Source organism: Agromyces aureus, assembly GCF_001660485.1.
Lineage (GTDB): Bacteria > Actinomycetota > Actinomycetes > Actinomycetales > Microbacteriaceae > Agromyces > Agromyces aureus.
In genome coordinates, this window is the sequence record NZ_CP013979.1 from 1,511,483 (window position 1) to 1,534,061 (window position 22,579).

22 protein-coding genes and 1 tRNA gene are annotated in these 22,579 nt (G+C 71.0%); 8 read left to right on the forward strand and 15 right to left on the reverse strand.

The annotated features are described in order from the left end of the window. Positions 1-5: 5 nt before the first annotated feature. The 3 genes from mscL to ATC03_RS06450 are packed head-to-tail and all read right to left on the reverse strand — an operon-like array spanning position 6 to position 1,429. Positions 6-443, reverse strand: coding sequence for a large conductance mechanosensitive channel protein MscL (mscL, locus tag ATC03_RS06440; RefSeq protein WP_067874549.1), 438 nt, complete (start codon positions 441-443; stop codon positions 6-8). A gap of 29 nt (positions 444-472) precedes the next feature. Further along, positions 473-805, reverse strand: coding sequence for an FmdB family zinc ribbon protein (locus tag ATC03_RS06445; RefSeq protein ID WP_067874550.1), 333 nt, complete (start codon positions 803-805; stop codon positions 473-475). A gap of 45 nt (positions 806-850) precedes the next feature. Next, positions 851-1,429, reverse strand: a complete 579-nt coding sequence (locus tag ATC03_RS06450) for a 5-formyltetrahydrofolate cyclo-ligase (RefSeq protein WP_067874551.1) — start codon at positions 1,427-1,429, stop codon at positions 851-853. Positions 1,430-1,500: 71 nt separating this feature from the next. Between ATC03_RS06450 and galU the strand changes: the two genes are divergently transcribed. The 5 genes from galU (at position 1,501) to ATC03_RS06475 (ending at position 5,887) form a co-directional block, all read left to right on the forward strand. Beyond that, positions 1,501-2,400: a UTP--glucose-1-phosphate uridylyltransferase GalU gene (gene galU, locus ATC03_RS06455; RefSeq protein ID WP_067874554.1), complete on the forward strand. Its 900-nt coding sequence runs from the start codon at positions 1,501-1,503 to the stop codon at positions 2,398-2,400. Positions 2,401-2,402: 2 nt separating this feature from the next. Further along, positions 2,403-3,065, forward strand: coding sequence for a GNAT family N-acetyltransferase (locus tag ATC03_RS06460; protein ID WP_067874557.1), 663 nt, complete (start codon positions 2,403-2,405; stop codon positions 3,063-3,065). 52 nt (positions 3,066-3,117) lie between these two features. Then, positions 3,118-4,158: a hypothetical protein gene (locus ATC03_RS06465; protein WP_084003343.1), complete on the forward strand. Its 1,041-nt coding sequence runs from the start codon at positions 3,118-3,120 to the stop codon at positions 4,156-4,158. Positions 4,159-4,227: 69 nt separating this feature from the next. Further along, positions 4,228-4,303 (forward strand) — tRNA-Ala (locus tag ATC03_RS06470). Between the two features lie 93 nt (positions 4,304-4,396). Beyond that, positions 4,397-5,887: an MFS transporter gene (locus ATC03_RS06475; RefSeq protein ID WP_067874562.1), complete on the forward strand. Its 1,491-nt coding sequence runs from the start codon at positions 4,397-4,399 to the stop codon at positions 5,885-5,887. A 118-nt stretch (positions 5,888-6,005) separates the two neighbouring features. Here the strand turns inward: ATC03_RS06475 and ATC03_RS06480 are convergent, their stop codons facing one another. The 4 genes from ATC03_RS06480 to ATC03_RS06495 all read right to left on the reverse strand — a co-directional run bounded on the left by ATC03_RS06480 (position 6,006) and on the right by ATC03_RS06495 (position 10,465). Beyond that, a complete protein-coding gene (locus tag ATC03_RS06480; RefSeq protein WP_067874565.1) occupies positions 6,006-6,701 on the reverse strand; it encodes a DNA alkylation repair protein in 696 nt (231 codons plus the stop codon). Between the two features lie 29 nt (positions 6,702-6,730). Further along, a complete protein-coding gene (locus tag ATC03_RS06485; RefSeq protein WP_067874568.1) occupies positions 6,731-8,194 on the reverse strand; it encodes an MFS transporter in 1,464 nt (487 codons plus the stop codon). Between the two features lie 159 nt (positions 8,195-8,353). Then, complete coding sequence (locus ATC03_RS06490; protein ID WP_084003344.1) at positions 8,354-9,739, reverse strand: M20/M25/M40 family metallo-hydrolase; 1,386 nt, start codon at positions 9,737-9,739, stop codon at positions 8,354-8,356. Positions 9,740-9,805: 66 nt separating this feature from the next. Next, a complete protein-coding gene (locus tag ATC03_RS06495; RefSeq protein ID WP_067874574.1) occupies positions 9,806-10,465 on the reverse strand; it encodes an NADPH-dependent F420 reductase in 660 nt (219 codons plus the stop codon). Positions 10,466-10,687: 222 nt separating this feature from the next. Between ATC03_RS06495 and ATC03_RS06500 the strand changes: the two genes are divergently transcribed. Then, on the forward strand, positions 10,688-11,812 hold the full coding sequence (locus ATC03_RS06500; RefSeq protein ID WP_084003345.1) for an LLM class flavin-dependent oxidoreductase: 1,125 nt from the start codon (positions 10,688-10,690) through the stop codon (positions 11,810-11,812). 102 nt (positions 11,813-11,914) lie between these two features. Here the strand turns inward: ATC03_RS06500 and ATC03_RS06505 are convergent, their stop codons facing one another. The 8 genes from ATC03_RS06505 to ATC03_RS06535 all read right to left on the reverse strand — a co-directional run bounded on the left by ATC03_RS06505 (position 11,915) and on the right by ATC03_RS06535 (position 19,337). Then, entirely contained in the window at positions 11,915-13,108 is a 1,194-nt protein-coding gene (locus ATC03_RS06505; RefSeq protein WP_067874577.1) for a cation:proton antiporter, read from the reverse strand. A gap of 16 nt (positions 13,109-13,124) precedes the next feature. After that, positions 13,125-13,619 (reverse strand): cation:proton antiporter regulatory subunit, encoded by a 495-nt coding sequence (locus ATC03_RS06510; protein ID WP_067874580.1) that lies wholly within the window; start codon positions 13,617-13,619, stop codon positions 13,125-13,127. Between the two features lie 81 nt (positions 13,620-13,700). Continuing rightward, complete coding sequence (locus ATC03_RS06515; RefSeq protein ID WP_067874584.1) at positions 13,701-14,576, reverse strand: alanyl-tRNA editing protein; 876 nt, start codon at positions 14,574-14,576, stop codon at positions 13,701-13,703. Between the two features lie 10 nt (positions 14,577-14,586). Next, positions 14,587-14,763, reverse strand: coding sequence for a hypothetical protein (locus ATC03_RS20530; protein WP_156997177.1), 177 nt, complete (start codon positions 14,761-14,763; stop codon positions 14,587-14,589). A gap of 79 nt (positions 14,764-14,842) precedes the next feature. Continuing rightward, on the reverse strand, positions 14,843-16,027 hold the full coding sequence (locus ATC03_RS06520; RefSeq protein WP_067874587.1) for an acyl-CoA dehydrogenase family protein: 1,185 nt from the start codon (positions 16,025-16,027) through the stop codon (positions 14,843-14,845). A gap of 9 nt (positions 16,028-16,036) precedes the next feature. Beyond that, positions 16,037-17,152, reverse strand: a complete 1,116-nt coding sequence (locus ATC03_RS06525) for a DUF4349 domain-containing protein (RefSeq protein ID WP_084003346.1) — start codon at positions 17,150-17,152, stop codon at positions 16,037-16,039. A 129-nt stretch (positions 17,153-17,281) separates the two neighbouring features. Beyond that, the gene (locus tag ATC03_RS06530; protein ID WP_067874589.1) at positions 17,282-18,118 is read right to left on the reverse strand and encodes an aldo/keto reductase; all 837 of its coding nucleotides are present in this window, start codon (positions 18,116-18,118) and stop codon (positions 17,282-17,284) included. A gap of 10 nt (positions 18,119-18,128) precedes the next feature. Further along, positions 18,129-19,337, reverse strand: coding sequence for an MFS transporter (locus ATC03_RS06535; protein WP_067874592.1), 1,209 nt, complete (start codon positions 19,335-19,337; stop codon positions 18,129-18,131). Between the two features lie 276 nt (positions 19,338-19,613). Here ATC03_RS06535 and ATC03_RS06540 point away from each other — a divergent pair, with 276 nt between their 5' ends. Both ATC03_RS06540 and ATC03_RS06545 read left to right on the forward strand, forming a co-directional pair. Next, positions 19,614-20,981: an 8-oxoguanine deaminase gene (locus ATC03_RS06540; RefSeq protein ID WP_067874595.1), complete on the forward strand. Its 1,368-nt coding sequence runs from the start codon at positions 19,614-19,616 to the stop codon at positions 20,979-20,981. Positions 20,982-21,100: 119 nt separating this feature from the next. Next, positions 21,101-22,573 carry a nucleobase:cation symporter-2 family protein gene (locus ATC03_RS06545; protein WP_067874598.1) on the forward strand — a complete coding sequence of 491 codons (1,473 nt, stop codon included), beginning with the start codon at positions 21,101-21,103 and terminating at the stop codon, positions 22,571-22,573. The last annotated feature ends 6 nt before the right edge of the window (positions 22,574-22,579 follow it).

A 22,579-nucleotide genomic window follows, 5' to 3' on the forward strand; every position in this document is an offset into this window, starting at 1 on the left:
CGGCGTCAGTGCCTCGGCTGGTGCTGGTCGCCGACCGGACGCTCGGCGAGCAGGTCGCGGATCTCCGACAGCAGCGTGAGCTCCGACTCGGGCTCGTCGGGGTCGGGCACGCCGGCCTTGCGCTTGGCCTCGGCGCGCTCCTTCAGGTGGTTCATCGGCATGACGAACACGAAGTAGACGACCGCCGCGACGACGAGGAACGTGATGATCGAGCCGAGCACCGCGCCGAACTTGACGTCGGAGGTGCCGCCATCGAGCGTCGGGATCTGGAAGACCAGCGCCGTGTCGAGGCTGTCGGCGCGGAAGACCGCGCTGATCAGCGGGTTGATCAGGTTGTTCACGATCGAGGTCACCACGGCCGTGAACGCCGTGCCGATCACGACCGCGACGGCCAGTTCGATCACGTTGCCGCGGAGGATGAACTCCTTGAAGCCTTTCAGCACGTTGCCCCCTGCTGGTTGGTCGGTCGGGTCTAGGCCACGCTAGCCGAGGACGACGAGGAGGTCGAACCGCCGCCGGACGACGAAGAGCTCGACGAACCCGACGACGAGCCCTTGGCCGAATCGCCCGAAGAGCCCTTCGACGAATCGCCCGACGAGCCCTTCGACGCGGGCACCGAAGAGTTCCCCGAGCGCGAGTCGGTGCGGTAGAAGCCCGACCCGTTGAAGGTGACGCCGATCGAGTTGAACACCTTGCGCAGCGGGCCCCCGCAGGACTCGCAGACGGTCAGGCTGTCGTCGGTGAACGACTGCTGGATGTCGAAGGCGTTGCGGCACTCGGTGCAGCGGTACGAATAGGTAGGCATGGAGGACTTTCGGCTCGAGGTGGTGCGACGCCGGTCCGACGCCGGTCAGAACGCGTGGATCCGAGTGGGGGTCACGACGCCGTTCACCGGCTGGTCGTGCACCTCGCGCGGAACGTCTTCGACGAACTCACTGTCGAAGACCACGGCGTACACCGGAGGACATTTTCCCATCGAACCGAGGGTTTTGTCGAAATAGCCCCGACCCCAGCCCATTCTCATGCCGGTCCGGTCGACCGCGGCGGCGGGGACGATGATCAGATCGACGTCGTTGATGGCCATCGGGCCGAGCAGTTCGCCGACCGCCTCAGGCGTGCCGTGCAGGCCCAGCACCTCGTCCTCGGCCTCGCCGATGGTCCAGTCGAGCAGCCCGTCTTCACGCGTGACGGGGAACAGCACGCGGATGCCGTGGGCCTCGGCCCACTCGACGAACGGGCGCGTGTCGGGTTCGGACGGCATCGAGAGGTAGCACGAGACCGACGCGGCATCCGTCGAACCGACGAGTTCTTCGAGCCTGGCCGTGAAGCCCTCGGTCGCCTGCCGCCGCTCGAGCGTGGACAGGTTCTTTCGTCGCTCGCGGAGTTCGGCGCGCAGAATCCGTTTCTGGACGGACGGATCGTCGGACATGACCCTCATCCTAAGACGATGTTCAGCATTCGTAACCGCGCCGGAACACCCTTCCGATTACGCTGAAGCGCATGACTGAACGCATCACCAAGGCCGTGATCCCGGCGGCCGGCCTCGGCACCCGCTTCCTCCCCGCAACCAAGGCGATGCCGAAGGAGATGCTGCCCGTCGTCGACAAGCCCGCCATCCAGTACGTCGTCGAGGAGGCCGTGGCCGCCGGACTCGACGACGTGCTCATGATCATCGGGCGCAACAAGAACGCGCTCGCGAACCACTTCGACCGCGTGACCGAGCTCGAGCACACGCTCGAGACCAAGGGCGACGACTCGAAGCTGTCGAAGGTCCAGGAGTCCAGCGACCTCGCCGACGTGCACTTCGTGCGTCAGGGAGACCCCAAGGGCCTCGGCCACGCGGTGCTGCGCGCCCGCAAGCACGTCGGCAAGGAGTCCTTCGCCGTGCTGCTCGGCGACGACCTGATCGATGCTCGCGACCCACTGCTGACCCGGATGCTCGAGGTGCACGCCGAGCGCGGCGCCACCGTCGTCGCCCTGCTCGAGGTCGACCCCGACAGCATCCACCTCTACGGCGCCGCTGCTGTCGAGGAGACCGACGAGGATGACGTCGTGCGCATCACGGGCCTTGTCGAGAAGCCCGCGAAGGAGGTCGCGCCGTCGAACTACGCCGTCATCGGTCGCTACGTGCTGAAGCCCGAGATCTTCGACGTGCTCGAGCACACGGAACCGGGCAAGGGCGGCGAGATCCAGCTCACCGACGCGCTCATGGAGATGGCGGGCGACGTCGAGGGCACCGGCGGCGTCTACGGCGTGGTGTTCCGCGGCCGCCGCTACGACACGGGCGACAAGCTCGACTACATCAAGGCCGTCGTGCAGCTCGCCGTCGACCGTGACGACCTCGGCCCCGAGCTCAAGCCCTGGCTGGCGGAGTACGTGGCCGGCCTCGGGCGCGACTGACGATGCCCGCCGCGGTGATCCCGACGCTCCGCGACGGCGACCTCGTCGTGCGCCCGATCCGGGCGCGCGACGCGAAGCAGCTCGAGCGCGTGCTGCTCGACAACCGTGCGTGGCTCCGCCAGTGGGAGGCCACCTACCCGGGCGGCAGCTCGATCATCGACACCCGGGCGAGCATCCGCAACCTGCTCGCGCACGCCAGGGCGGGCCACGCCCTGCCGTTCCTGCTCGAGGTCGACGGTGAGATCGTCGGGCAGCTGAACGTGTCGTCGATCGCCTACGGCTCGCTCTCATCAGCTTCGATCGGCTACTGGGTCGCGCAGAGCGCCGCGGGACGCGGCATCACGCCGACGGCCGTGGCGCTCGCGACCGACTACTGCTTCCAGATGCTGCGCCTGCACCGCATCGAGATCTGCATCCGCCCCGAGAACGGGCCGTCGCTGCGCGTCGTGGAAAAGCTCGGCTACCGCTACGAGGGCCTCCGTCGACGCTTCATCCACATCGACGGATCCTGGCGCGACCACTTCTCGTTCGCGCTCGTCGCCGAGGAGGTACCGGGCGGGGTGCTCCGGCGGTGGCGCGACGGGCGAGCCCCGCTGGATGCCGCGCGCATCCCCGCCGAGGATCGCTCGGCCGCGGCGCAGCCGCTTCGAATAGCAGATCGTTGACACACCCCGCAAGCGGCCACGGCATCGGTCCGCGGTGACCTAGCGTATTCACATGGGTGTGATCGGTGGGGGTCTGCTCGTGGCGGTGGCCGCGGCATTGTGGATCGCGTACCTCATGCCCATCTGGATCCGGCGTCGGCAGTACCTCGCGACCGAGCGCAACGCGGTTCGGCTGCAGCAGACGCTCCGCATCCTCGCCGAGACCGCCGAGACGCCCGAGCCGGTCGTCATCGAGGCCAACGCCCGCCAGATCGCCCTGCACCAGCGCGCGCTGCGCGAGCAGGAGCGCACGGTGCGCCTCGAGGCGCAGACGACCGAGCGGCTCGCGATCGCCGAACGCAAGGCCGCCGCGATGGCCGCGGATGCCGCTGCGGCCGCGATCGAGGAGGCGCAGGCCGCGGCCGAGGCGCGGGCACGGTCGCGCGTCCACGCGATGACCGAACCCATCGAGGTCGTGACCGGTGGCGCCGCTACCGCCCCCGTACCTGCTCACGTCGCCGCTCGCCGGGTACTGCGCCGCCGACGCGCACTCTGCTCGCTGCTTCTGCTCGTCGGCGTGCTGACGGCCGTCGCCGGGCTCGTGGCCCTTGCATTCGGTGCGACGCCGCTCATCGCCGTCGCCGGAGGGGTCGTCGTCGCCGGCGCCTTCGCGGGACTCGCCGCGCTCGCCCGGGTGCGCACCGAGCGTCCCGTCGCCGCCCCGGTCGCGCCACCGGTCGCCGAGCCGTTCGAGCCGGTCGAGCTGCCGGTCGATGCCGAGTCGCACGAGGGTTGGACCCCGCAACCGCTGCCGAAGCCGCTCACGCTCTCGCGCGGCACGATCGCCGCGACCGCCATGGCGTCCATCGAGGCTGCCGCAGAGTTGCAGCGACTCGCTGCAGAGGCCGAACGGGCCAGGCGCATCGACGAACTGGCGACGCCCGTGCCGACGATCGCGCCCGCGGCCACGACGCCGGCCGCGGCATCCGTCGGGCGGACCACGACCGCACCCGAGCCGGTCAGTCCGTACGCGGGCATGGGCGTGGTCGGCGAACCGCAGCGCCGTTTCGGCGACCTCGACGCGGTGCTGCAGCGTCGACGCAAGGTCGGCTGAGCGCCGGTCGAGTCGTCGCCTGCGGTGGTCCGAACCACTGCTTCGGTGGTGATAGGCTCGTACTCGCTCGGGCCCATGGCGCAGTTGGTAGCGCGTCTCGTTCGCAATGAGAAGGTCGGGGGTTCGAATCCCCCTGGGTCCACCAGAGCCAGAAAGCCCCGGAGAAATCCGGGGCTTTCTGCATGTCCGGCGGCGCTGATCCGGCAACTCGATTCGAGTGCGGCGTAGTCTGGCCGGGATGTCTCAGCCACCGCTCACCAGATCGATCCCCGTCTCCGAGCAGTACCGGTGGCGCGCGTACTGGATCTGCGTCGGCGTCGCAGCGCTCACGATCCTCGACCTCTCGAAGGTGAACGTCGGACTGCCCTCGATCGAGGCGGCGTTCGGCGCATCGGCGACGCAGTTGCAGCTCATCGTCGCCGGATACGTGCTCACCTTCGGCCTCACGCTCGTGCCGGCCGGTCGCATCGGCGACCAGCGGTCGCGCAAGACCCTCTTCGTCACGGGGCTCAGCCTGTTCCTCGTCACGAGCCTCGTGGCGGCGGTCGCGCCGAACATCACGGTGCTGCTCGTGGCGCGCCTGTTGCAGGGTGTCGCGGCGGGCATTCAGATGCCCCAGGTGCTCGGCATCATCCAGGAACTGTTCCAGGGCAAGGAGCGCGGAAAGGCGTTCGGGCTCTTCGGCGCGGTCATCGGCCTCGCGACGGCGTTCGGACCGACGCTCGGCGGGCTCATGATCGCGATCGGCGGGCCGACCGACGGCTGGCGGGGCATCTTCCTGCTGAACGTGCCGCTCGTGATCATCGCGCTCGTGCTGGCGATCTGGTTCCTGCCGGTCACGCGTCGACCCTCCGACGAACCGCTCTCGCTCGACCCCGTCGGCCTCACGCTCTTCGCGATCACGGTGCTCGCCCTGATGTGGCCGTTCCTGTTCACCACGGGTTCGCCCGAGGACAATCCGGCGCGGTGGTGGGTGCTCGTGATCTTCGTGCTGGGGCTCATCGGGTTCCTCTCGTGGGAACGGCGGTACGCGGCATCCGGAAGGCAACCGCTCGTGCCGCTGCCGCTGTTCGGGGTGGCGTCGTTCCGCAACGGCATCTCGCTCGCGAGCGTGTACTTCGCGGCGATCCCCTCGATGTTCCTGCTCACGACGCTCTACCTCCAGGACGGGCTGGGACTCGAGGCCGTGTTCGCGGGCATGGTGAGCATCGGCTTCGCGCTCGTCAGCGCCGTCGCCTCATGGGTCGGCGGCAACCTCGTGAACCGGCTGGGGCGACCGCTCGTGGTCGCCGGGCTCGTCCTGCTCCTCATCGGCATCGGACTGCTCGTGCTCGTCGCGATCACGACGCCCGCGGGCGTCACGCCGTGGGCCATGGCCGGCGCGATGGCGATCGCGGGCGCGGGCGGCGGTCTCGTGGTCTCGCCGAACCAGACGCTCACGCTCATGGACATCCCGGTGAAGCAGGGCGGACTCGCCGGTTCGGTCGGGCAACTCGGCCAGCGCATCGGCACGGCGATCGGCACCGCGGTCACGCTCTCGCTGTTCTACTCGACGATCTATCGCGAGGCCGACGGCGAGCCCGACCTCGAGGTCTACCACCACGCCTACGGGTACGGCATGCTCGCGGTGGCCGTGCTCATCGCCGTCGCGTTCGGCATCGGCGTGGCCGATCTCGGGTCGCGTCGGCGACAACGTGCCGAGGATGACGGGGCGGCGGCCGTCGGCTGAGGTGCGGGCCGACCGCGGGCCGACTGCGGGCCGACTGCGGGCCGACTGCGAGCCGCCTTGGGGGCGCAGCGCTCGGCGGGTGCCGCCCTGTCGGCGTCGAACCCTGGACCTCGCCGGATCAGGCGATCGCGAGGATGCGCGCCCGCTCGGGCTTGTCGTAGTGCTCGAGGGCGGCTCGCAGGGCGACCCGCGGCATGCCAGCGGCTCGCGGCTCGAGGAACGTCGTGAGGCGCGACCGATCGAGGTCGCCCGCCGAGCGCAGCACCCAACCGAGCGCCTTCGCCACGTAGGGCTCCTGGTCTGCCGCGAGCGCGTCGGCGATCGCGTAGGCATCGTCGAGCTCGCCGCGCTTGAGGAACGCGAAGGTCGCGACCAGCGCCGTGCGCCGTTCGGGCCAGGCTCCGGATGCCGCGAGCCGACGCAGCGGTTCGCGGTCGCGTTCGAGCAGCCAGCCGCCGACGACGTCGCGCGCGGCGAGGTCGACGAGGTCCCACTGGTCGATGCGGTCGTGTCGGCGCAGGTAGAGGTCGTAGAGCTCGTGCCGCCGGGACTCGGGCGTTCGCCGGTGCGCGGCCGACTTGCCCATGATGCTGCAGGCGAGCGCGCGCACCTCGTGCGTCGGCTGCTCGAGCAGTGCTTCGATCTCGGAGACGGGCAGGTCGAGCGCCGTCTTCGCGAGGTCGAACACCGCGCCCATGCGCACGCCGATGAAGGGAGCCGACTCGTCGGGCGGGAAGAAGCGCGTGTACTTCTGTCGTTCCTCGGGCGTCGCGAGGGCTTCGAGCTGGGCGATCAGCGCCGCGGCATCCGTCATCTCTCGTGCTCCCTCCCGTGCGCACGGCGTCAGCTTACGGCAGCGCGCTCCTGTGCCTCGGGGGCGTCGGAGAAGGCGAGCTTCGGCACGAACGCGAGCAGCACGACCGAGACCGCGGCGGTGAGGCCGCACACGATCCAGACCGTCAGGTATCCCGAGAGCGAGCCCGCCGTGCCCTCGGCGCCGTCGGAGCCCGACCCGCCGACGAGGTGGCTCGCGAGCGCGATGCCGAACACGCAGGAGGCGATCGCGCCGCCGACGGTCTTGACCGAGTTCGTGAGGCCCGTGGCGACGCCCGTCTGCGTCGGGGGAGCGGCGGCGGCGGCCGCGGCCGGGAGCGCGGCGACGAGCGCGCCCGAGCCGAGGCCCGCGATCACCATGTTCGTGAGCGTCTGCGCGTAGGTGTCGTGCAGGGGTACGAACAGCAGGTAGCCGATCGCGACGAGCGAGGAGGCGAGCATGAGGGTGATGCGGGGTGTGAGCCGGCGCGCGACCGACGAGTACGAGAGCGCGCCCGCGATCATCGCGATGAGGTAGACGCCGATGAGCAGTGACGTCTGGAAGCCCTGCGTGCCGAGCCCGTAGCCGTAGACCTCGGGGTCGGTGCGGGCGAACGTCGAGAGGGGGGCCTGCGCGCCGAGCACGCTGACGCCGAACAGCCCGGCGGTGATGAAGATCGGACGCAGCGACGGCGAGGCGAACATGCGCACGTCGATGAGCGGGTCGTCGTGGCGCAGTTCGAACCGGGCGAATACCGCGCCGAGCGCGATGCCGAGCACGATGAGCCCCCACGAGAGCGGGTCGGCGACGCCGTTGAGGCGCAGGAAGCTCAGGCCGCCCGTGACGGCGATGAGCGCGAACGAGATGAGCACGAGCCCGACGAGGTCGAGGCGGCCGCCCGTGAGCTCCGGCGATTCCTTCACGCCGAACAGGATGACGAAGAAGCACGCGGTCACCGCGATCGCGGGGATCAGCAGCACGGTCGTGAGCGGGAGCACGTCGATCAGCGCGCCGCCCGCGAGGGCGCCCGAGATGGCGCCGATCTCGAGCGCGGCGACGAGCACGCCGGCCGACTTCATGGTCAGCGACGCCGGGTGTCCCGCCCGACGCGAGCGCGACCAGATCAACGCGATCTCGAGGGGCAGCCAGACCACGTAGAAGCCCTGCAGCGCCCACGCCGCCAGGAAGACCGGGAAGGAGTCGGTGAACGGCAGCACGAACGACGCGGCCGCGGTGATGGCCGTCGACCACACGAGCATGCGCTTGTGGCCGACCATGTCGCCGAGCTTCGCGAACGCGGGCACGACGAGCGCCGACAGCATGAGCTGCGTGCCCTCGAGCCAGTTCACGTCGGCGTCGTGGATGCCGAGGTTGCGCGCGATGTCGGTGAGCATGGGCGTGTAGAAGCCCTGCAGGATGCCGCTCGTGAACTCGACGAACGCGAGGAAGCCGACGATCGCGGCCAGTGGTCCGAGGCTGACGGCACGCGGCATCGGGGGCTCCTTCGGGTTGGGGTGGATTCACCCTAAGCCCTCGTGAGAGCGCTCCCGTTCCGAGATCGGCGCCGGTTGATCACGCTTCGGTCACACCTGGGCGGATGCCGCGACGGCGCGTCGCGGCATCCGCTGGTCTGGTTGCGTGGCGGGCGACCCTCAGGCCGTGAGCGAGGCGATGAGCGCGCGGTGGAACCGCTCGCCGCGCTCGAGGCTGTCGAACGTGACGGACTCGTCGACGCCGTGGATCGCAGCGCGCTGCGCGGCCGTCATCGCGAGCGGTGCGAAGCGGAACACGGCAGGCGAGAACCGGTGGAACCAGCGCGAGTCGGTCGCCGCCATGACGAGGTACGGCGCGGTGATCGCCTCGGGGAACGACGCGGCGACGGCGGCCTCGATCGCGTGGAACGCGGGGCTGTCGGTGGCGGACTCGGGCGACGGCTCGCTGCCGTCGAGCACCGTGACGCTCACGTGCCGGTCGCGGATGACGCGCCGCACCCGTGCGGCCGTGCCGGCGACGGACTCGCCGGGCGCGATGCGCAGGTTGAGCACGGCGGCGGCCTGCGACGGCAGCACGTTGTGGGCGGTGCCGCCCTCGAGCATCGTCGCGGCGACGGTCGTGTGCACGATGGCCGCCGGCTCGCCGCCGAGGCGTGCGAACACGCGGGCCGTGAGCCACGGCATCGCGGTGAGGGCCCGCAGCAGCAGCCGCGGTGCGCCCTTCGTGTGCGGCGTGAAGCTGCGCAGCATCGCGCGAGCCGAGGCCGGAACGCGCTTCGGGAAGGGGTTCGGGTGCAGGCGGTGCACCGCGCGGGCGATGCGGTCGGTCGGGGTGTGCGTGGGCGGGGCGGAGGCGTGCCCGCCCTTGCTCTCGGCCTCGAGGCGCAGCGACACGATGCCTTTCTCGCCGACGCCGACCATCGCCGAGGGCACGGCGACGAACGGGAGCGGCGCGTCGACGACCGCGCCGCCCTCGTCGAGCACGAGCCAGGGCGTGATGCCGCGCTCGCGGAACAGGTCGGCGATCGCCTTGCCTGCGCTGCCGTGATCCTCTTCGTTTCCGCCGAACGCGAGGTACACGTCGCGCGCGGGCGTGACGCCGTAGGCGAGCAGGTTCTCGACCGCCTCGAGCAGCACGAGCATCGGACCCTTGTCGTCGAGCGCGCCGCGACCCCAGACCGAGCCGTCGTGGATGCGACCCTCGAACGGCGGGAACGTCCACCCGTCGGCCTCGACCGCCGGCACGACGTCGTAGTGCGCCATGAGCACGACCGGGTCGGCGTCTCCCGAGCCCTTCCAGTGGAAGAGCAGACCGAGCGGATGCGGCTGCTCGAACGCGAGGTGCTCGTGCGTGAGCGGGTAGAGCTCGGCGAGCAGGTCGCGGAACGCGTCGAAGTCGGCCATGCCGCGCTGCTCGAGCTCGGCCGAGACGGTCGGCAACGCGATCATGCGGGAGAGGCGTTCGGGAGCGCCGGGGCGCACGGTCGGGGCGGCGGGCTGTGCGGGCTGAGCGGGCTGTGCGGGCGCCGTGGGGGAGTCGGGCATGCGACCCAGCGTACGACGTGCTCGCCCTGAGTCAGGCGCCGCGCTCGGTGCGTGCCGGCCGTCGCGTCAGGCGGCGAGGTGCGCGGCGGGCGACACGAGCGCCGTGAGCTCGGCGGCACTGAGCTCGCGCCCGAACGCGGGGTGGCCGGGCTCGAGCGCGCGTCCGTTGGCCAGGGCGCCGCCGTCGACCGCGTCGAAGCCGAGATCGTCGATGATGCCGGCGAGCACCGTGCGGGCCTCGGCGTCGTCGCCGACGACCGCGAGCGCGCGACGCAGGGGCGACCCGGCGTCCATGCTGTCGTCCTCCATCTCGTGGTAGCCGAGGTGGTTCAACGACTTCACGACCCGCGCGTTCGGGTTGCGGGCCGCGTTGATCTCGCTCGTCGATCGGTCGTCGGCGTCGATCTCGGCGATGTGGCCGTCGACCGGCGGCCAGTAGTTCATCGCGTCGACCACGATGCGGCCGTCGAAGTCGGCCCACGGTACGGTGCCGCCCTTGCCGAACGGCACGGCGACGATGATCACGTCCGACCCGGCGACGAGCTCGGCGGGCGAGGCGACCTTCGCTCCGGGGGCGACCACCGAGACGAGCAGGTCGAGCGCGGTCTGGCGCGGCGATCCGGCCAGTACGACCTCGTATCCGGACGCCACGAGCAGGCGGGCGAGGGCCGTGCCCACTTTTCCCGCTCCGAAGATGCCGATCGACGGCAGATCTGCCACGTGCATGTCTCCATTCTCGCGCTCGCCCCGGCATGGCGTCCCGGAGGTTCCATGCGTGTGCATCAGCTGCAACCCATCGGGCGGATGTCGCATTCCCGCCCGCGTGCGCGACGAGGCGGTGGTGCGGCATCCGCTCAGGTCGGGATGCGGCCCGGGCGCCGCGGGGAATAGCCTCGGAGGAGCCCCGGTTGATCTATGCGAACGCATACGGATGGAGACGGAAGCAGCATGACCCACTACGAATTCGGCGTCGACACGTTCGGCGACATCACCCTCGACGCCGACGGTGCCAGGCTCTCGCACGCCCAGGTGCTGCGCAACGTCGTCGAGGAGGGCGTGCTCGCCGACCGGCTGGGCCTCGACTTCTTCGGCGTCGGCGAGCACCACCGGCACGAGTTCGCCGTCTCGGCGCCCGAGGTCGTGCTCGCCGCGATCGCGGCCCGCACCGAGCGGATCCACCTCGGTTCCGCGGTGACCGTGCTGAGCAGCGACGACCCCGTTCGCGTGCACCAGCGCTTCGCGACGCTCGACGGCATCTCGAACGGGCGCGCTGAGGTCATCCTCGGACGCGGGTCGTTCATCGAGTCGTTCCCCCTGTTCGGCTACGACCTCGCCCAGTACCAGGAGCTCTTCGACGAGAAGCTCGAGCTCTTCGCCGCGCTGCTGCCGCAGGAGCCCGTGACCTGGAGCGGCAAGCTGCGCCCCGCGCTCACCGAGCAGCTCGTGTACCCGACCGTCGAGCACGGCTCGCTGAAGACCTGGATCGGCGTGGGCGGGAGCCCCGAGTCGGTCGTTCGCGCCGCGCACTACGGCCTGCCGCTCGTGCTCGCCATCATCGGCGGCAGCGCCGCCCGCTTCGCCCCGCTCGCCGACCTCTACCGCCGCGCGCTCGACCAGTTCGGGCACGAGCCGCAGCCCATCGCGATCCACTCGCCCGGCTTCATCGCCGACAGCCGCGCCGAGGCGCTCGACACGCTCTGGCCGCACTACGAGGCCATGATGAACAAGATCGGGGCCGAACGCGGCTGGGGACCGACCACCCGAGGGCACTTCGAGAGCGAGGCCGTCAACGGCGCGCTCTACGCGGGCGAGCCCGAGGCCGTCGCGCAGCGCATCGCCGACGCGCTGCGCGTCACCGGTGCCACCCGCTTCGACATGAAGGTCTCCAACGGCGGCCTCTCGCACGAGGCGATCATGGGCAGCATCGAGCGCTACGCCACCCAGGTCGTGCCGCGCGTGCGCGAGCTGCTCGCCGCCGACGTCGAAGTCGAGGCGGATCTCGCCGCTGCGCGCGAGCTCGCAGCGCAGGACCGAGCGGATGCCGCGGCAGAGCGCTCGGCTTCGGGCGAGTAGCCGACTCCGCCGGTCGAGGAGCGGAGCGTCTCGAGACCAGCGGGTTCGGGCGTGGCGCTGGTCTCGAGACGGCGCTGGCGCGCCTCCTCGACCGGCGGTGCGCTAGCCCGCGGCGGTCGCGGCCGCCCGCGCGGCGCGACGCCGCACGATGGCGCGGAACCACGCGGCATCCGGGACCCGCGCGAGGAACGTGCCCGAGATGATCGTGATGAGCACGTACGCCGTCGCGAGCGACGCGAGCTCGGGCGCGGCCCCCGAGGCCACGGCGATGCCGGCGATCACGATCGAGAACTCGCCGCGCGGTGCGAGCGTGAAGCCCGCGCGCCACTGGCCGAGCGTGCCGACCCCGGCACGCCGAGCGGCGTAGGCGCCGGTGACGACCTTCGTCGCGATCGTGACGGCGGCCAGCAGGAACGCCGGCAGCAGCATCGACCAGAGCGCCGACGAGTCGGACGTGATGCCGAAGAACACGAAGAACGTGGCCGCGAAGAGGTCGCGGAGCGGCGTCAGCACGCGGCTCGCGGCCGCGGCCACCCTGCCCGAGAGCGCGATGCCGACGAGGAACGCGCCGACCGCCGATGAGACGCTCACCTGGGCTGCGAGCCCGGCCACGAGCATCGTGAGCCCGAGCACGCCGAGGAGCAGGGGCTCGGCATGGTCGGCCGGGAACAGGCGCGACACGATGTGCCCGTGCCGGAGCGCGACGTAGAGGATGACGCTGACCACGCCGACCGCGATCGCCACGCCGATGGCGCCCTGCAGGATGCTCGCCCCGACCGCGAGGGCCGAGAGGATCGGCAGATAGAACGCCATCGCGAGGTCCTCGATGACGAGCACGCCGAGGATCGCGGGCGTCTCGCGGTTCGACAGGCGGCCGAGGTCGCGCAGCAACGTGGCGACCACACCCGACGACGACACCCAGGTGACGCCCGCCAGTGCGACCGCCGCGAGCGGTCCCCAGCCGAACATCAGCGCCATCAGGGCGCCGGGCACGGCGTTCAGGACGCCGTCGACGATACCGGCGGCGCGTGTGGACTTGAGGCTCCCGAAGAGCTCGGTCGCGGTGTACTCGAGCCCCAGCAGGGCGAGCAGCAGGATGATGCCGATCTCGGACCCGGCCTCGAGGAACTCCGCGCTCGCGTCGAGGGGCACGATGCCGCCCTCGCCGAACGCGAGCCCGATGACCAGGTAGAACGGGATCGGCGACATGCCGATGCGCAGGGCGAGACGCCCGGCCAGGCTCATGATGAGCAGTAGCGCGCCGACTTCGATCAGCAGCAGCGTGGTGTCGTGCATCGGCGGCGCCCGGCGATCAGTCGGGGCCGGAGGCGAGCAGCTTGGCTACTCCGTCGAGTCCTTCTCGCGTTCCGACGGCCACGATGACGTCGCCCGCCCGAAGATGATCGGCGGGCGTCGGGGAGGGGATGATCGTGCCGTCGCGCACGATCGCCACGATCGACGAATGCGTGCGGGTGCGGGCCTTGGTCTCGCCGAGCGTGCGATTCAGGTACGGCGAATCGGTGGGCAGGGCGATCTGCTCGGTGTACAGGCCCGCGGTCTCGTCGCTGAGGCTCGTGAGCCGGCTCAGCATGACCGAGGCACCGAGCACGTCGGCCAGTGCCGCCGCCTCGTCGTCGTTCAGCTGGATCGAATCACGGCACGCGTCGGGATCGTCACGGTCGAAGACGCCGAGATCGCGCTCGCCGTCGCGATGCGAGACGACGCTGATGCGTCGCCCGCTTTCGGTCACCAGGTCGTGACGCACGCCGATGCCCGGCAGGTCGACCTTCTCGATGCGAATACCCACAGCGGATATCGTAACCCCGCTGGAGTGGCTGCCGTCCGGGTTCGGCGCAGCCGGGGGCGGCGCGTCGCGCGCGCAGCGCGCTCAGCCGGTGACGCGCGTGCGCATCTCGAGCACCGGCGTGCCGTCGTCGTCGACGAGCTCGAAGCCGATGCGGGCCTCGCCGAGCGCGCCGAGGGAGCCGACGTGCGTGCCGCCGCAGGGGATCTCGGCCGTGCCGTCGGGCAGCTCGGCGACCCAGGTGCGGCGGTCGGTGAGCCCGTCACCCGCGCGGTCGACGCGCACGGGCGAGCCCGAGCCGATCCACCACGACACGGTCGCCGCGACGGTCTGGGCGAGCAGGTCGAGGTCTTCGTCGACGAGGCTCGCGACGTCGAATCCGGCCCGGCGAAGCGACTTGTTGAGCCGGTAGCGGTCGACCGAGCCGAAGGGCTCGATGCGGCTCGACGCGATCGCGATACCGTCGAAGTCGGGGCGACCGAGCGCGTCGGTGCGCGCCGCCTTCGACCACCGCGACTCGAGGGCCGCGTTCAGGGCGAGGGATGCCGCATGGCAGGCCGTGTGGCCGAGCGAGAGGGCGCCGCGCGCCGCGGCATCCGCCGTGATGACGACCTCGTCGCCCTCGGCGATCGCCGAACCGGCGCCGACCAGGTGCGCGACCAGGAACGCCCAGCCCTCGGTGCCCTTGCGCACGGGGATGTCGGAGCCGACGAACAGACCGGTGCCGTCGGTCGCGGCGACCACCGCGTCGAGCACGTCGAGTTCGGTGCCGCGCACCGCGATCGTGCCGGTGTCGGCGGGCTGGTCGGGCCAGGCGGCGTCGACGGGGTGGAAGCTCGTGGCGTCGGTGACGACGACGAGACGCCCGTCGGCCGAGGGCTCGACGTGCAGCACGACGGCGTGCTGCACGAGCCCGCCCGCCGGGTAGGTGACGCGGGTGTCCTGCGCGGGGAGGGTCATCGGGTGGCGCTCAGGCCTTGTCGCTGCGGCCGAGGAAGCTCATCGGGATCGCCATCGAGATCGAGATGCAGACGATGCCGGCGAAGAACACGATCGCCTCGAACCCGATGATGTGCGTGGCGTTGCCCATGAGCCACATGCCGAACACGAACACGACCATGGCGATGATGAACAGAACGGCGCTCACGACGACTCCCTTGACGATGGCGCGGCCCGATCGCCGCGCGCGGCCAGTCTATCGAGCGGATGCCGCCGGCCGCCGGGCCTCAGTCGGGAACGGGGCCCAGCCAGGCGTTCGCCACGGTCGAGTGCGCCGACTCGTCGTCGGAGGGGTGGAAGATGCCCGCGAGCACGTCGCGGTAGAGGCGCCCGATCTCGGACCCGGCGAAGTAGCTCGATCCGCCCGAGACGCGCACCGCCTGGTCGACGACCTGCTTCGCGGTCTCGGTCGAACGGATCTTGACGCCCACGAGCTTCGCGAACCACTTCGAGCCGTGGTCGACGAGCCCGTCGAGGTCGCGGGCGACGGCCAGCAACTGCGGTTCGAGGGCGTCCTGCGCGAGCGCGGCATCCGCGATGCGCCAACGGATGTCGGGATCGTGCGCGTACGGCGCACCGTCGCGCTTCATCGAGGTGCGCCGGTGCGCGGCTGCCACGGCGAGGTCGAGTGCACGCGCGCCGATGCCCGCGTAGACCGAGGCGAGCAGCAGCTCGAAGCTCGCGAAGATGCCGAACACGAGCGGGTCGGCGTTCGGGCCGGGGTCGAGCCGACGCACGATGCGGTCGGGCGCCGCGTACGCGCCGTCGAGCACCGTCGTGCGGCTCTGGCTCGCGCGCATGCCGAGCGTGTTCCAGTCGTCGAGGATCCTCACGTCGGGGTCCTCGCGGTCGATGAAGCCGTAGACGAGCTTCGGGGCATCGGCCGACGTCGTGTCGAGGCCCATCGTGCCGAGCCTCGTCCAAGCGGGGGAGAGCGAGGTGAAGATCTTGCGGCCCGAGTACCGGTAGCCGCCGTCGGCCTGCGGGTCGGCTTCGGTGCGGGAGCCGAACAGCATGAGGTCGTTGCCGGCCTCGCTGATGCCGAAGCCGAAGACCTCTCCGGCGCCCGCCTCGCGCTGCAGGAACTCGAGCGTGTCGTCGCCGCGGTCGTGGAGGATCTTCGCGACCGCGGTCCAGACGAGGTGCATGTTCACGGCGAGGGCCGTGGCGGGTGCCGCCCCCGCCAGGCGCATCTGCCCGCGCACGGCGTCGTCGAGCCCCCAGCCGAGTCCGCCGAGCCGGGTCGGCACGAGGGCGCGCAGGTAGCCGATCTCGTGAAGCTCGGCGAGGTCCTCGTCGAAGAACACGTTGTCGCGGTCGTAGCCGGCGGCACGCTCGCGGAAGCGTTCGAGCAGGTCGTCGTCGAGCAGGGTCTCGGCGGGCGTGGTCTCGGGGGGCGTGGTCGCGGTCACGTCGCCAGATTACGCCCGGGGTGCGAGGTCGCGGTCGGATGCGGCGGACTCGGCGGCCTCGGAGGCGCCCGGCCCGGCAGTCGCGTCGGCGACGGTGTCGGCCGGTCGCGCGTTCGCCGCGGCATCCGCTCGTCGAGGCCCGCGCCCGCGCCCGCGCACGAGACGCACGATCGCGACGACGGCCATCGCCACGACGAGCCCCGCGAGCAGCCAGGGCAGCAGCACGCCGACGACCACACCGACCCAGCCGAGGAGGAGCAGCAGCCCGTTCCACCCGGCGATGAGGCCGCCCCAGAACCCCTCGGGTGCCGGCTCGGGCGCGACCACGACCGTGACGCCCGAGAACCCGACGTTCAGGGTCGAGTAGGCGATGCGGTCGTCGAGCCCGTCGCGCTGCTGCACGAGCGCGTCGAGGTCGGCCTGACGCGTCGTCAGCTCGGTCTCGATCGCCATCAGGTCGCCGATGTCCTCCGCCTCGGCGAGCAGCGCCGTCATGCGTCCGATGGAGGTCTGGAGCGCCGTGATGCGCGCGTCGAGGTCGTCGTGCTGCTGCGAGACGTCGGTCGCGTCCATCGAGACTGAGGTGACGTCGCCGAGCTCGCGAAGCGCGCCGAGTGCGACGTCGAGGCCGTCGGCCGGGATGCGCAGGGTCAGCGATGCCGAGCCCGAGGCGGGGTCGTCGGGCGGGCCCGGGTTCTCGGTGCGCTGGTCGACCCGACCGCCCGCCTGCTGCGTGATGCGCACCGCCTCGGCCGCGGCATCCACCGGGTCGTCGACCGTGATGCGGACGTCACCCGTGGTGACCACGCTGCGTTCGGCCTCGGCGGCGAGCGACGAGGCGTCGGCCGGAGCCCCGGCCTCGCCCTCGAGCGTCACCGTGCCGTCGAGCGACCCGGCGCCGGCCGGCGCGTCGAGCGCGGGGGCCTGCTGCGACATCGAGGAATCCGCACCGGCCGAGCACCCGGCGAGCAGGGCGATCAGCAGCACGGCACCGGCACCCGCGACCGGTGCGACGGCGCCGCGTCGTCGCCTTCGGGCGAGCGGATGCCGGTGGTCGCCGACCTCCGTCGCTGGCTGCTGATGACGCTCGACTCCGGTGCGGTTGCTGCGCTGCGAGGCTCTCATGCGCACACCGTAGCGCCGGGCGGGAACCCACTGTCTGGGCGCCGACTGGGAGTGCGATCACGATCGCATTGCGCTTCGCTGGGAGTTGCCGAGCGGCCCCAACGAACCGCGTCGCTCGCTCGTTCGCGGTCAGTCGTACTCGGGGTCGCGACCCGTGCGCTCGCCCGACTCGAGGGCCGCGATCGCCGCGAGGTCGACCTCATCGAGCTCGAAGCCGAAGACGTCGAGGTTCTCGCGGATCCGCGCGGGCGACGAGGCCTTGGGGATCGCCACGAGCCCCTGCTGCACGTGCCACCGCAGCACGACCTGGGCGGGGCTCCGATCGTGGCGGGCGGCGATGAGCGCGAGCGTCGGATCGTCGAGCACGCGCCCGCGCGCGAGCGGCGACCACGCCTCGACCTGGATGCCGCGGGCCGCATGGTCGGCGCGCAACTCGCGCTGCGGCAGCCACGGGTGCAGTTCCACCTGGTTGATCGCGGGCGCGACCCCCGTCTCGGCGACGATGCGATCGACGTGGTGCACGTGGAAGTTCGCCACGCCCACCGAGTGCACCCGGCCCTCGGCCTGGAGCCGCACGAGCGCGCGCCAGGTGTCGACGTACAGGTCGGTCGATGGCACCGGCCAGTGGATCAGGTAGAGGTCGAGCGTCTCGAGGCCGAACTTCTCCATCGACACGTCGAACGCCCGCAGGGTCGCGTCGTAGCCGTTGTCGTCGCGCCACACCTTGCTCGTGACGAAGAGGTCTTCACGGGCCACGTCGCTCTCGCGCACCGCCTGCCCGACCTCGGCCTCGTTCGCGTAGAACGCGGCGGTGTCGAGGTGGCGGTAGCCGGCGTCGATGGCCGCGAGCGCCAGGCCCGCGGCATCCGTCGCCGGCACCTTGTAGAGCCCGAAGCCGAGCTGCGGGATGCGAGCGCCGCCGGCGAGGTCGAATCGCGGGGCGAGAGGGAGGGGTGCGTCGTTCACGGGGTTCCGATCAGCTCGGCTGCATGGGCACGGGTTCGGTGTCGGGGATCGGGCTCGCGTCGCGGCCGCGCAGGTCGGGATGCCATCGGCGGCCGAGTGCGGGCACGAGCACGCCGACGAAGGCGAACCCAGCGGCGATCCAGAACGCGCCCTGCGCGCCGTAGCCGTCGATCGAGAAGCCCGCGAGGGCCGAGCCGAGCGCGGCGCCGATGAGTTGGCCCGTGCCGACCCAGCCGTAGGCCTCGGCGGTGTCGGAGAACTTCACGCTCGACGAGACGATCGAGAACAGCACCGCGAGCGCGGGGGCGATGCCGATGCCTGCGATGAACAGCGTGGCCGAGAGCCACCAGAAGTCCATGACGAACGCCGCGAGCGCCATGCCCGCGAACACGATGAACATGCGGCGCGCGGTGGCCCACGGGCCGATGGGGATGTGGCCGAAGAGCAGGCCGCCGGCGAGCGAACCGACCGAGAAGATCGCGAGCACGAGTCCGGCCTCTGGTCCACCGTGCCCGAACACCGCGACGACACCGGCCTCGACCGCCGCGCAGGCCCCGATGAGGAGGAATCCGACGACCGTCGCGAGCAGCACGGCCGGCCGGCTGAGCACGACGCCGAACTTGCGCTTCGACCGCGGGATGCGCACGCGCCCGAGCTCGGGGGAGCTGATGAACCAGGCGCCGCCGACGACCATGAGCACGGCGGCGAGCATGATCGCCCAGATCGTGCCGATCTGCGTCGCCACGAGCGTCGTGATGACGGGGCCGACGACCCAGATGATCTCCTGCGCCGATGCGTCGAGCGAGAACAGCGGGGTCAGCTGGCGCGAGTTGACCATCTTCGGGTAGATCGTGCGTACCGCCGGCTGCACGGGCGGCGTCGCGAGCCCGGTGATGAAGCCCACGATCATGTACAGCGGAACGGTCAGGGGCAGCAGGCCGATCGACACGATGCCGGTGACGCAGAGGATCGTGGTGACGATGAGCACCGGTCGCATGCCGAGTCGACCCATGAGCCGGCTCGTGAGCGGGCCCGCGATCGCCTGGCCGATCGACGTGGCCGCGAGCACCAGGCCGGCGGAGCCGTACGATCCGGTCGTCTGCTCGATGTGCAACAGGAACGCGAGCGAGAGCATGCCCGACGGGAAGCGCGCGGTCAGCTGCGCCGCGATGATTCGCGCGACGCCCGGGGTCTTGAGGAGTTCGGAGTAGCTGGCCACGTCTGCTCATCGTATCGACGAGGGGGTCGGCTGCCGCGCGCCGCGCACGGGCGAGGGGCCGAGAACCGGGCGACAAGTCCGTCAATCAATTCCGCTCTGCGAAAAAGGACATTCGGCTTGTGGAATTTTCTTGACGTCTCGTCGATCGCGGTGGTACTTCTTGAAGACCTTCCAGCGCGGGAGGGACCTGGATCAGCAGACAGGGCATCACTGAGCTGGCTCCCTGCGGGCCGCCACCGGTTCCGCACCGCGCGACAGGAATCGGAGATCCATCGCATGCAGGTCACCCCTACGACCACCTGGCTGAAGAACCCGCTCGACATCTTCACGGGCGAGCACGCCGATGCCGGGGGCGGCGTCGTGATCAGCGGGTCGCAGATCCTCGAGGTCGTCGCGCGCGGCGCCGCACCCTCGATGGCGGTCGACGAGGTCTTCGACGCGTCACGCCACGTGATCATCCCGGGCCTGATCAACACGCACCATCACTTCTACCAGACCCTCACCCGGGCGTGGAGGCCCGTCGTGAGCGCCGAGCTCTTCCCGTGGTTGCAGGGTCTCTACGGGGTATGGGCCGGCCTCACCCCGCGCGACCTCGAGCTCGCGACCACGGCCGCGCTCGCCGAACTCCTGCTCTCCGGATGCACGACGGCCGCCGACCATCACTACCTCTTCCCCGACGGGTTGGAGGCGGGCATCGACGTGCAGGTCGAGGTCGTCAGGACCCTCGGCATGCGGGCGACCCTCACCCGCGGATCGATGTCGCTCGGAGAGGACGACGGCGGGCTGCCGCCCCAGCGCACGGTGCAGGACGCGGACACGATCCTCGCCGACAGCGAGCGGCTCGTCGGCGCCTATCACGAGCGGGGCGACGGTGCACAGGTGCAGATCGGACTCGCGCCGTGCTCGCCGTTCTCGGTCACGACCGACGTCATGCGCGAGACCGCGGAGCTGGCCGAGCGGCTCGACGTGCGCCTCCACACGCATCTGGCCGAGACGCTCGACGAGGAGGCGTTCTGCCGTGAGCGGTTCGGCCTGCGCACGGTCGACTACCTCGAGAGCGTCGGATGGCTCTCCGACCGCACCTGGCTCGCGCACGGCATCCACTTCGACGACGACGAGATCGCGCGGCTCGGCCGGGCGGGCACCGCGGTCGCGCACTGCGCGACGTCGAACATGCGCCTCGCCTCGGGCATCGCCCGGGCCGTCGAGCTCGAGGAGGGGGGGGCGCCCGTCGGGCTCGGCGTCGACGGGTCCGCCTCGAACGACGGGTCGAACATGATCCAGGAGGTCCGACAGGCGCTCTACCTCCAGCGACTCCGCTACGGCGCGTCGAGCGTCACGCCCGAGCGAGCCCTCGGCTGGGCCACGGCAGGTTCCGCCCGCGCCCTCGGCCGAGCCGACCTCGGCGTGCTCGCACCGGGCCGCCAGGCGGACCTGGCGATGTTCACGCTCGACGACCTGCGCTTCTCGGGCAGCCACGATCCGATCGCCGCGCTGCTCCTCTGCGGCGCCGAGCGTGCCGACCGAGTGATGGTCGGCGGCTCGTGGAGGGTCGTCGACGGCGCGATCGTCGGACTCGACCTCGACCGGCTCATCGCCCACCACAGCGAGGCGGCGAGGGGGCTGCTCGCACGACACCGCTGAGAGAGAGGACCGCCCGCCGCCCACCCGGACCACCCACGACCAGACCACCATCCAGCCCCGCAGATCCGCACCATCACCAGCGGCCGCATCCAGCGGCCCGAGACGACGAAGAGGTCGAGATGAAGAGAACCGCGCGCACCACCGAAACGTACGCCCGCCCGGAGGACGAGCGCCTGCCGATCGGCATCACGTTCGCCTACGGGCTCCAGCACGTGCTCACGATGTACGGCGGCATCATCGCACCGCCGCTCATCATCGGCTCGGCGGCCGGCCTCGGGCAGGCCGAGATCGGCGTGCTGATCACCGCCTGCCTCTTCGTGGGCGGCCTCGCGACGATCCTGCAGACCGTCGGAGTCAAGTGGTTCGGTTCGCAATTGCCGCTCGTGCAGGGCGTCTCCTTCTCGGGAGTCGCCACGATGGGTGCGATCGTCATGAGCGGCGGGGGGCTCCCGGCCGTGTTCGGCTCGGTCATCGTCGCATCGCTCATCGGCCTGCTCATCGCTCCGGTCTTCGCCACGGTCATCCGCTTCTTCCCACCGGTCGTCACCGGCTCGGTGATCACCACGATCGGGCTGACGCTCATCCCGGTCGCCGCCATGTGGGCGCAGGGCGGCAACCCCGCTGCCGATGACTACGGCTCGCCCGAGTACCTCGGGCTCGCCGGCCTCACCTTCCTGATCGTCCTCGCGCTCAGCAAGATCGGCATCGGGGCGGTCTCACGGCTCTCGATCCTGCTCGCGATCGTGGTCGGCACCATCGTCGCCGCGATCATCGGCATCGCCGACTTCAGCGGGGTCGGCGACGGCCCGATCTTCGCCCTGCCGACCCCGTTCGCGTTCGGATTGCCCACGTTCGAGATCGCGGCGATCATCTCGATGCTCATCGTGATCCTGGTCACGCTGACCGAGACGACGGCCGACATCCTCGCCGTCGGCGAGATCATCGGCACGAAGGTCGATTCCAAGCGCATCGCCGCCGGGCTCCGCGCCGACATGATCTCGAGCGCGGTCTCGCCGATCTTCGGCTCGTTCACGCAGAGCGCCTTCGCGCAGAACGTCGGCCTCGTCGCCATCACCGGGGTCAAGAGCCGCTTCGTCGTGACCGCGGGCGGCGTGGTGCTCGTCGTGCTCGGCCTGCTTCCCGTGCTCGGGCGCGTCGTGGCGGCCGTGCCGCCGCCCGTGCTGGGCGGCGCCGGCATCGTGCTCTTCGGCAGTGTCGCCGCGAGCGGCATCCGCACGCTCGCGAAGGTCGACTACCGCGGCAACATGAACCTCGTCATCGTCGCGTCGGCCATCGGCATCGGGATGCTGCCGATCGCCGCCCCCGGCATCTACCACGGCATGCCCGAGTGGTTCCGCATCATCTTCGACTCGGGCATCAGCTCGGCCGCGGTCGTCGCGATCCTGCTGAACCTGCTGTTCAACCACCTCACGTTCGGCACGCCGAAGCGCCCGTCGGTGTTCTCGGCCGCACCGACCCGGAGCATCCGCATCGACCAGATCGAGGCCCTCGAGGAAGGCGATGCGTACGTCGGAGGCAAGCTCGTCGATGCCGACGGCAACGAGGTCGCGGTCGAGCGCAGCGACCACTGATCCCGC

Excerpts from the sequence above, each read along its gene's own strand:
- ATC03_RS06445 (WP_067874550.1), bottom strand. The coding sequence starts at position 805 with ATGCCTACCTATTCGTACCGCTGCACCGAGTGCCGCAACGCCTTCGAC.
- ATC03_RS06450 (WP_067874551.1), bottom strand. The coding sequence starts at position 1,429 with ATGTCCGACGATCCGTCCGTCCAGAAACGGATTCTGCGCGCCGAACTC.
- galU (WP_067874554.1), top strand. The coding sequence starts at position 1,501 with ATGACTGAACGCATCACCAAGGCCGTGATCCCGGCGGCCGGCCTCGGC.
- ATC03_RS06460 (WP_067874557.1), top strand. The coding sequence starts at position 2,403 with ATGCCCGCCGCGGTGATCCCGACGCTCCGCGACGGCGACCTCGTCGTG.
- ATC03_RS06465 (WP_084003343.1), top strand. The coding sequence starts at position 3,118 with ATGGGTGTGATCGGTGGGGGTCTGCTCGTGGCGGTGGCCGCGGCATTG.
- ATC03_RS06475 (WP_067874562.1), top strand. The coding sequence starts at position 4,397 with ATGTCTCAGCCACCGCTCACCAGATCGATCCCCGTCTCCGAGCAGTAC.
- ATC03_RS06480 (WP_067874565.1), bottom strand. The coding sequence starts at position 6,701 with ATGACGGATGCCGCGGCGCTGATCGCCCAGCTCGAAGCCCTCGCGACG.
- ATC03_RS06485 (WP_067874568.1), bottom strand. The coding sequence starts at position 8,194 with ATGCCGCGTGCCGTCAGCCTCGGACCACTGGCCGCGATCGTCGGCTTC.
- ATC03_RS06490 (WP_084003344.1), bottom strand. The coding sequence starts at position 9,739 with ATGCCCGACTCCCCCACGGCGCCCGCACAGCCCGCTCAGCCCGCACAG.
- ATC03_RS06495 (WP_067874574.1), bottom strand. The coding sequence starts at position 10,465 with ATGCACGTGGCAGATCTGCCGTCGATCGGCATCTTCGGAGCGGGAAAA.
- ATC03_RS06500 (WP_084003345.1), top strand. The coding sequence starts at position 10,688 with ATGACCCACTACGAATTCGGCGTCGACACGTTCGGCGACATCACCCTC.
- ATC03_RS06505 (WP_067874577.1), bottom strand. The coding sequence starts at position 13,108 with ATGCACGACACCACGCTGCTGCTGATCGAAGTCGGCGCGCTACTGCTC.
- ATC03_RS06515 (WP_067874584.1), bottom strand. The coding sequence starts at position 14,576 with ATGACCCTCCCCGCGCAGGACACCCGCGTCACCTACCCGGCGGGCGGG.
- ATC03_RS06525 (WP_084003346.1), bottom strand. The coding sequence starts at position 17,152 with ATGAGAGCCTCGCAGCGCAGCAACCGCACCGGAGTCGAGCGTCATCAG.
- ATC03_RS06540 (WP_067874595.1), top strand. The coding sequence starts at position 19,614 with ATGCAGGTCACCCCTACGACCACCTGGCTGAAGAACCCGCTCGACATC.
- ATC03_RS06545 (WP_067874598.1), top strand. The coding sequence starts at position 21,101 with ATGAAGAGAACCGCGCGCACCACCGAAACGTACGCCCGCCCGGAGGAC.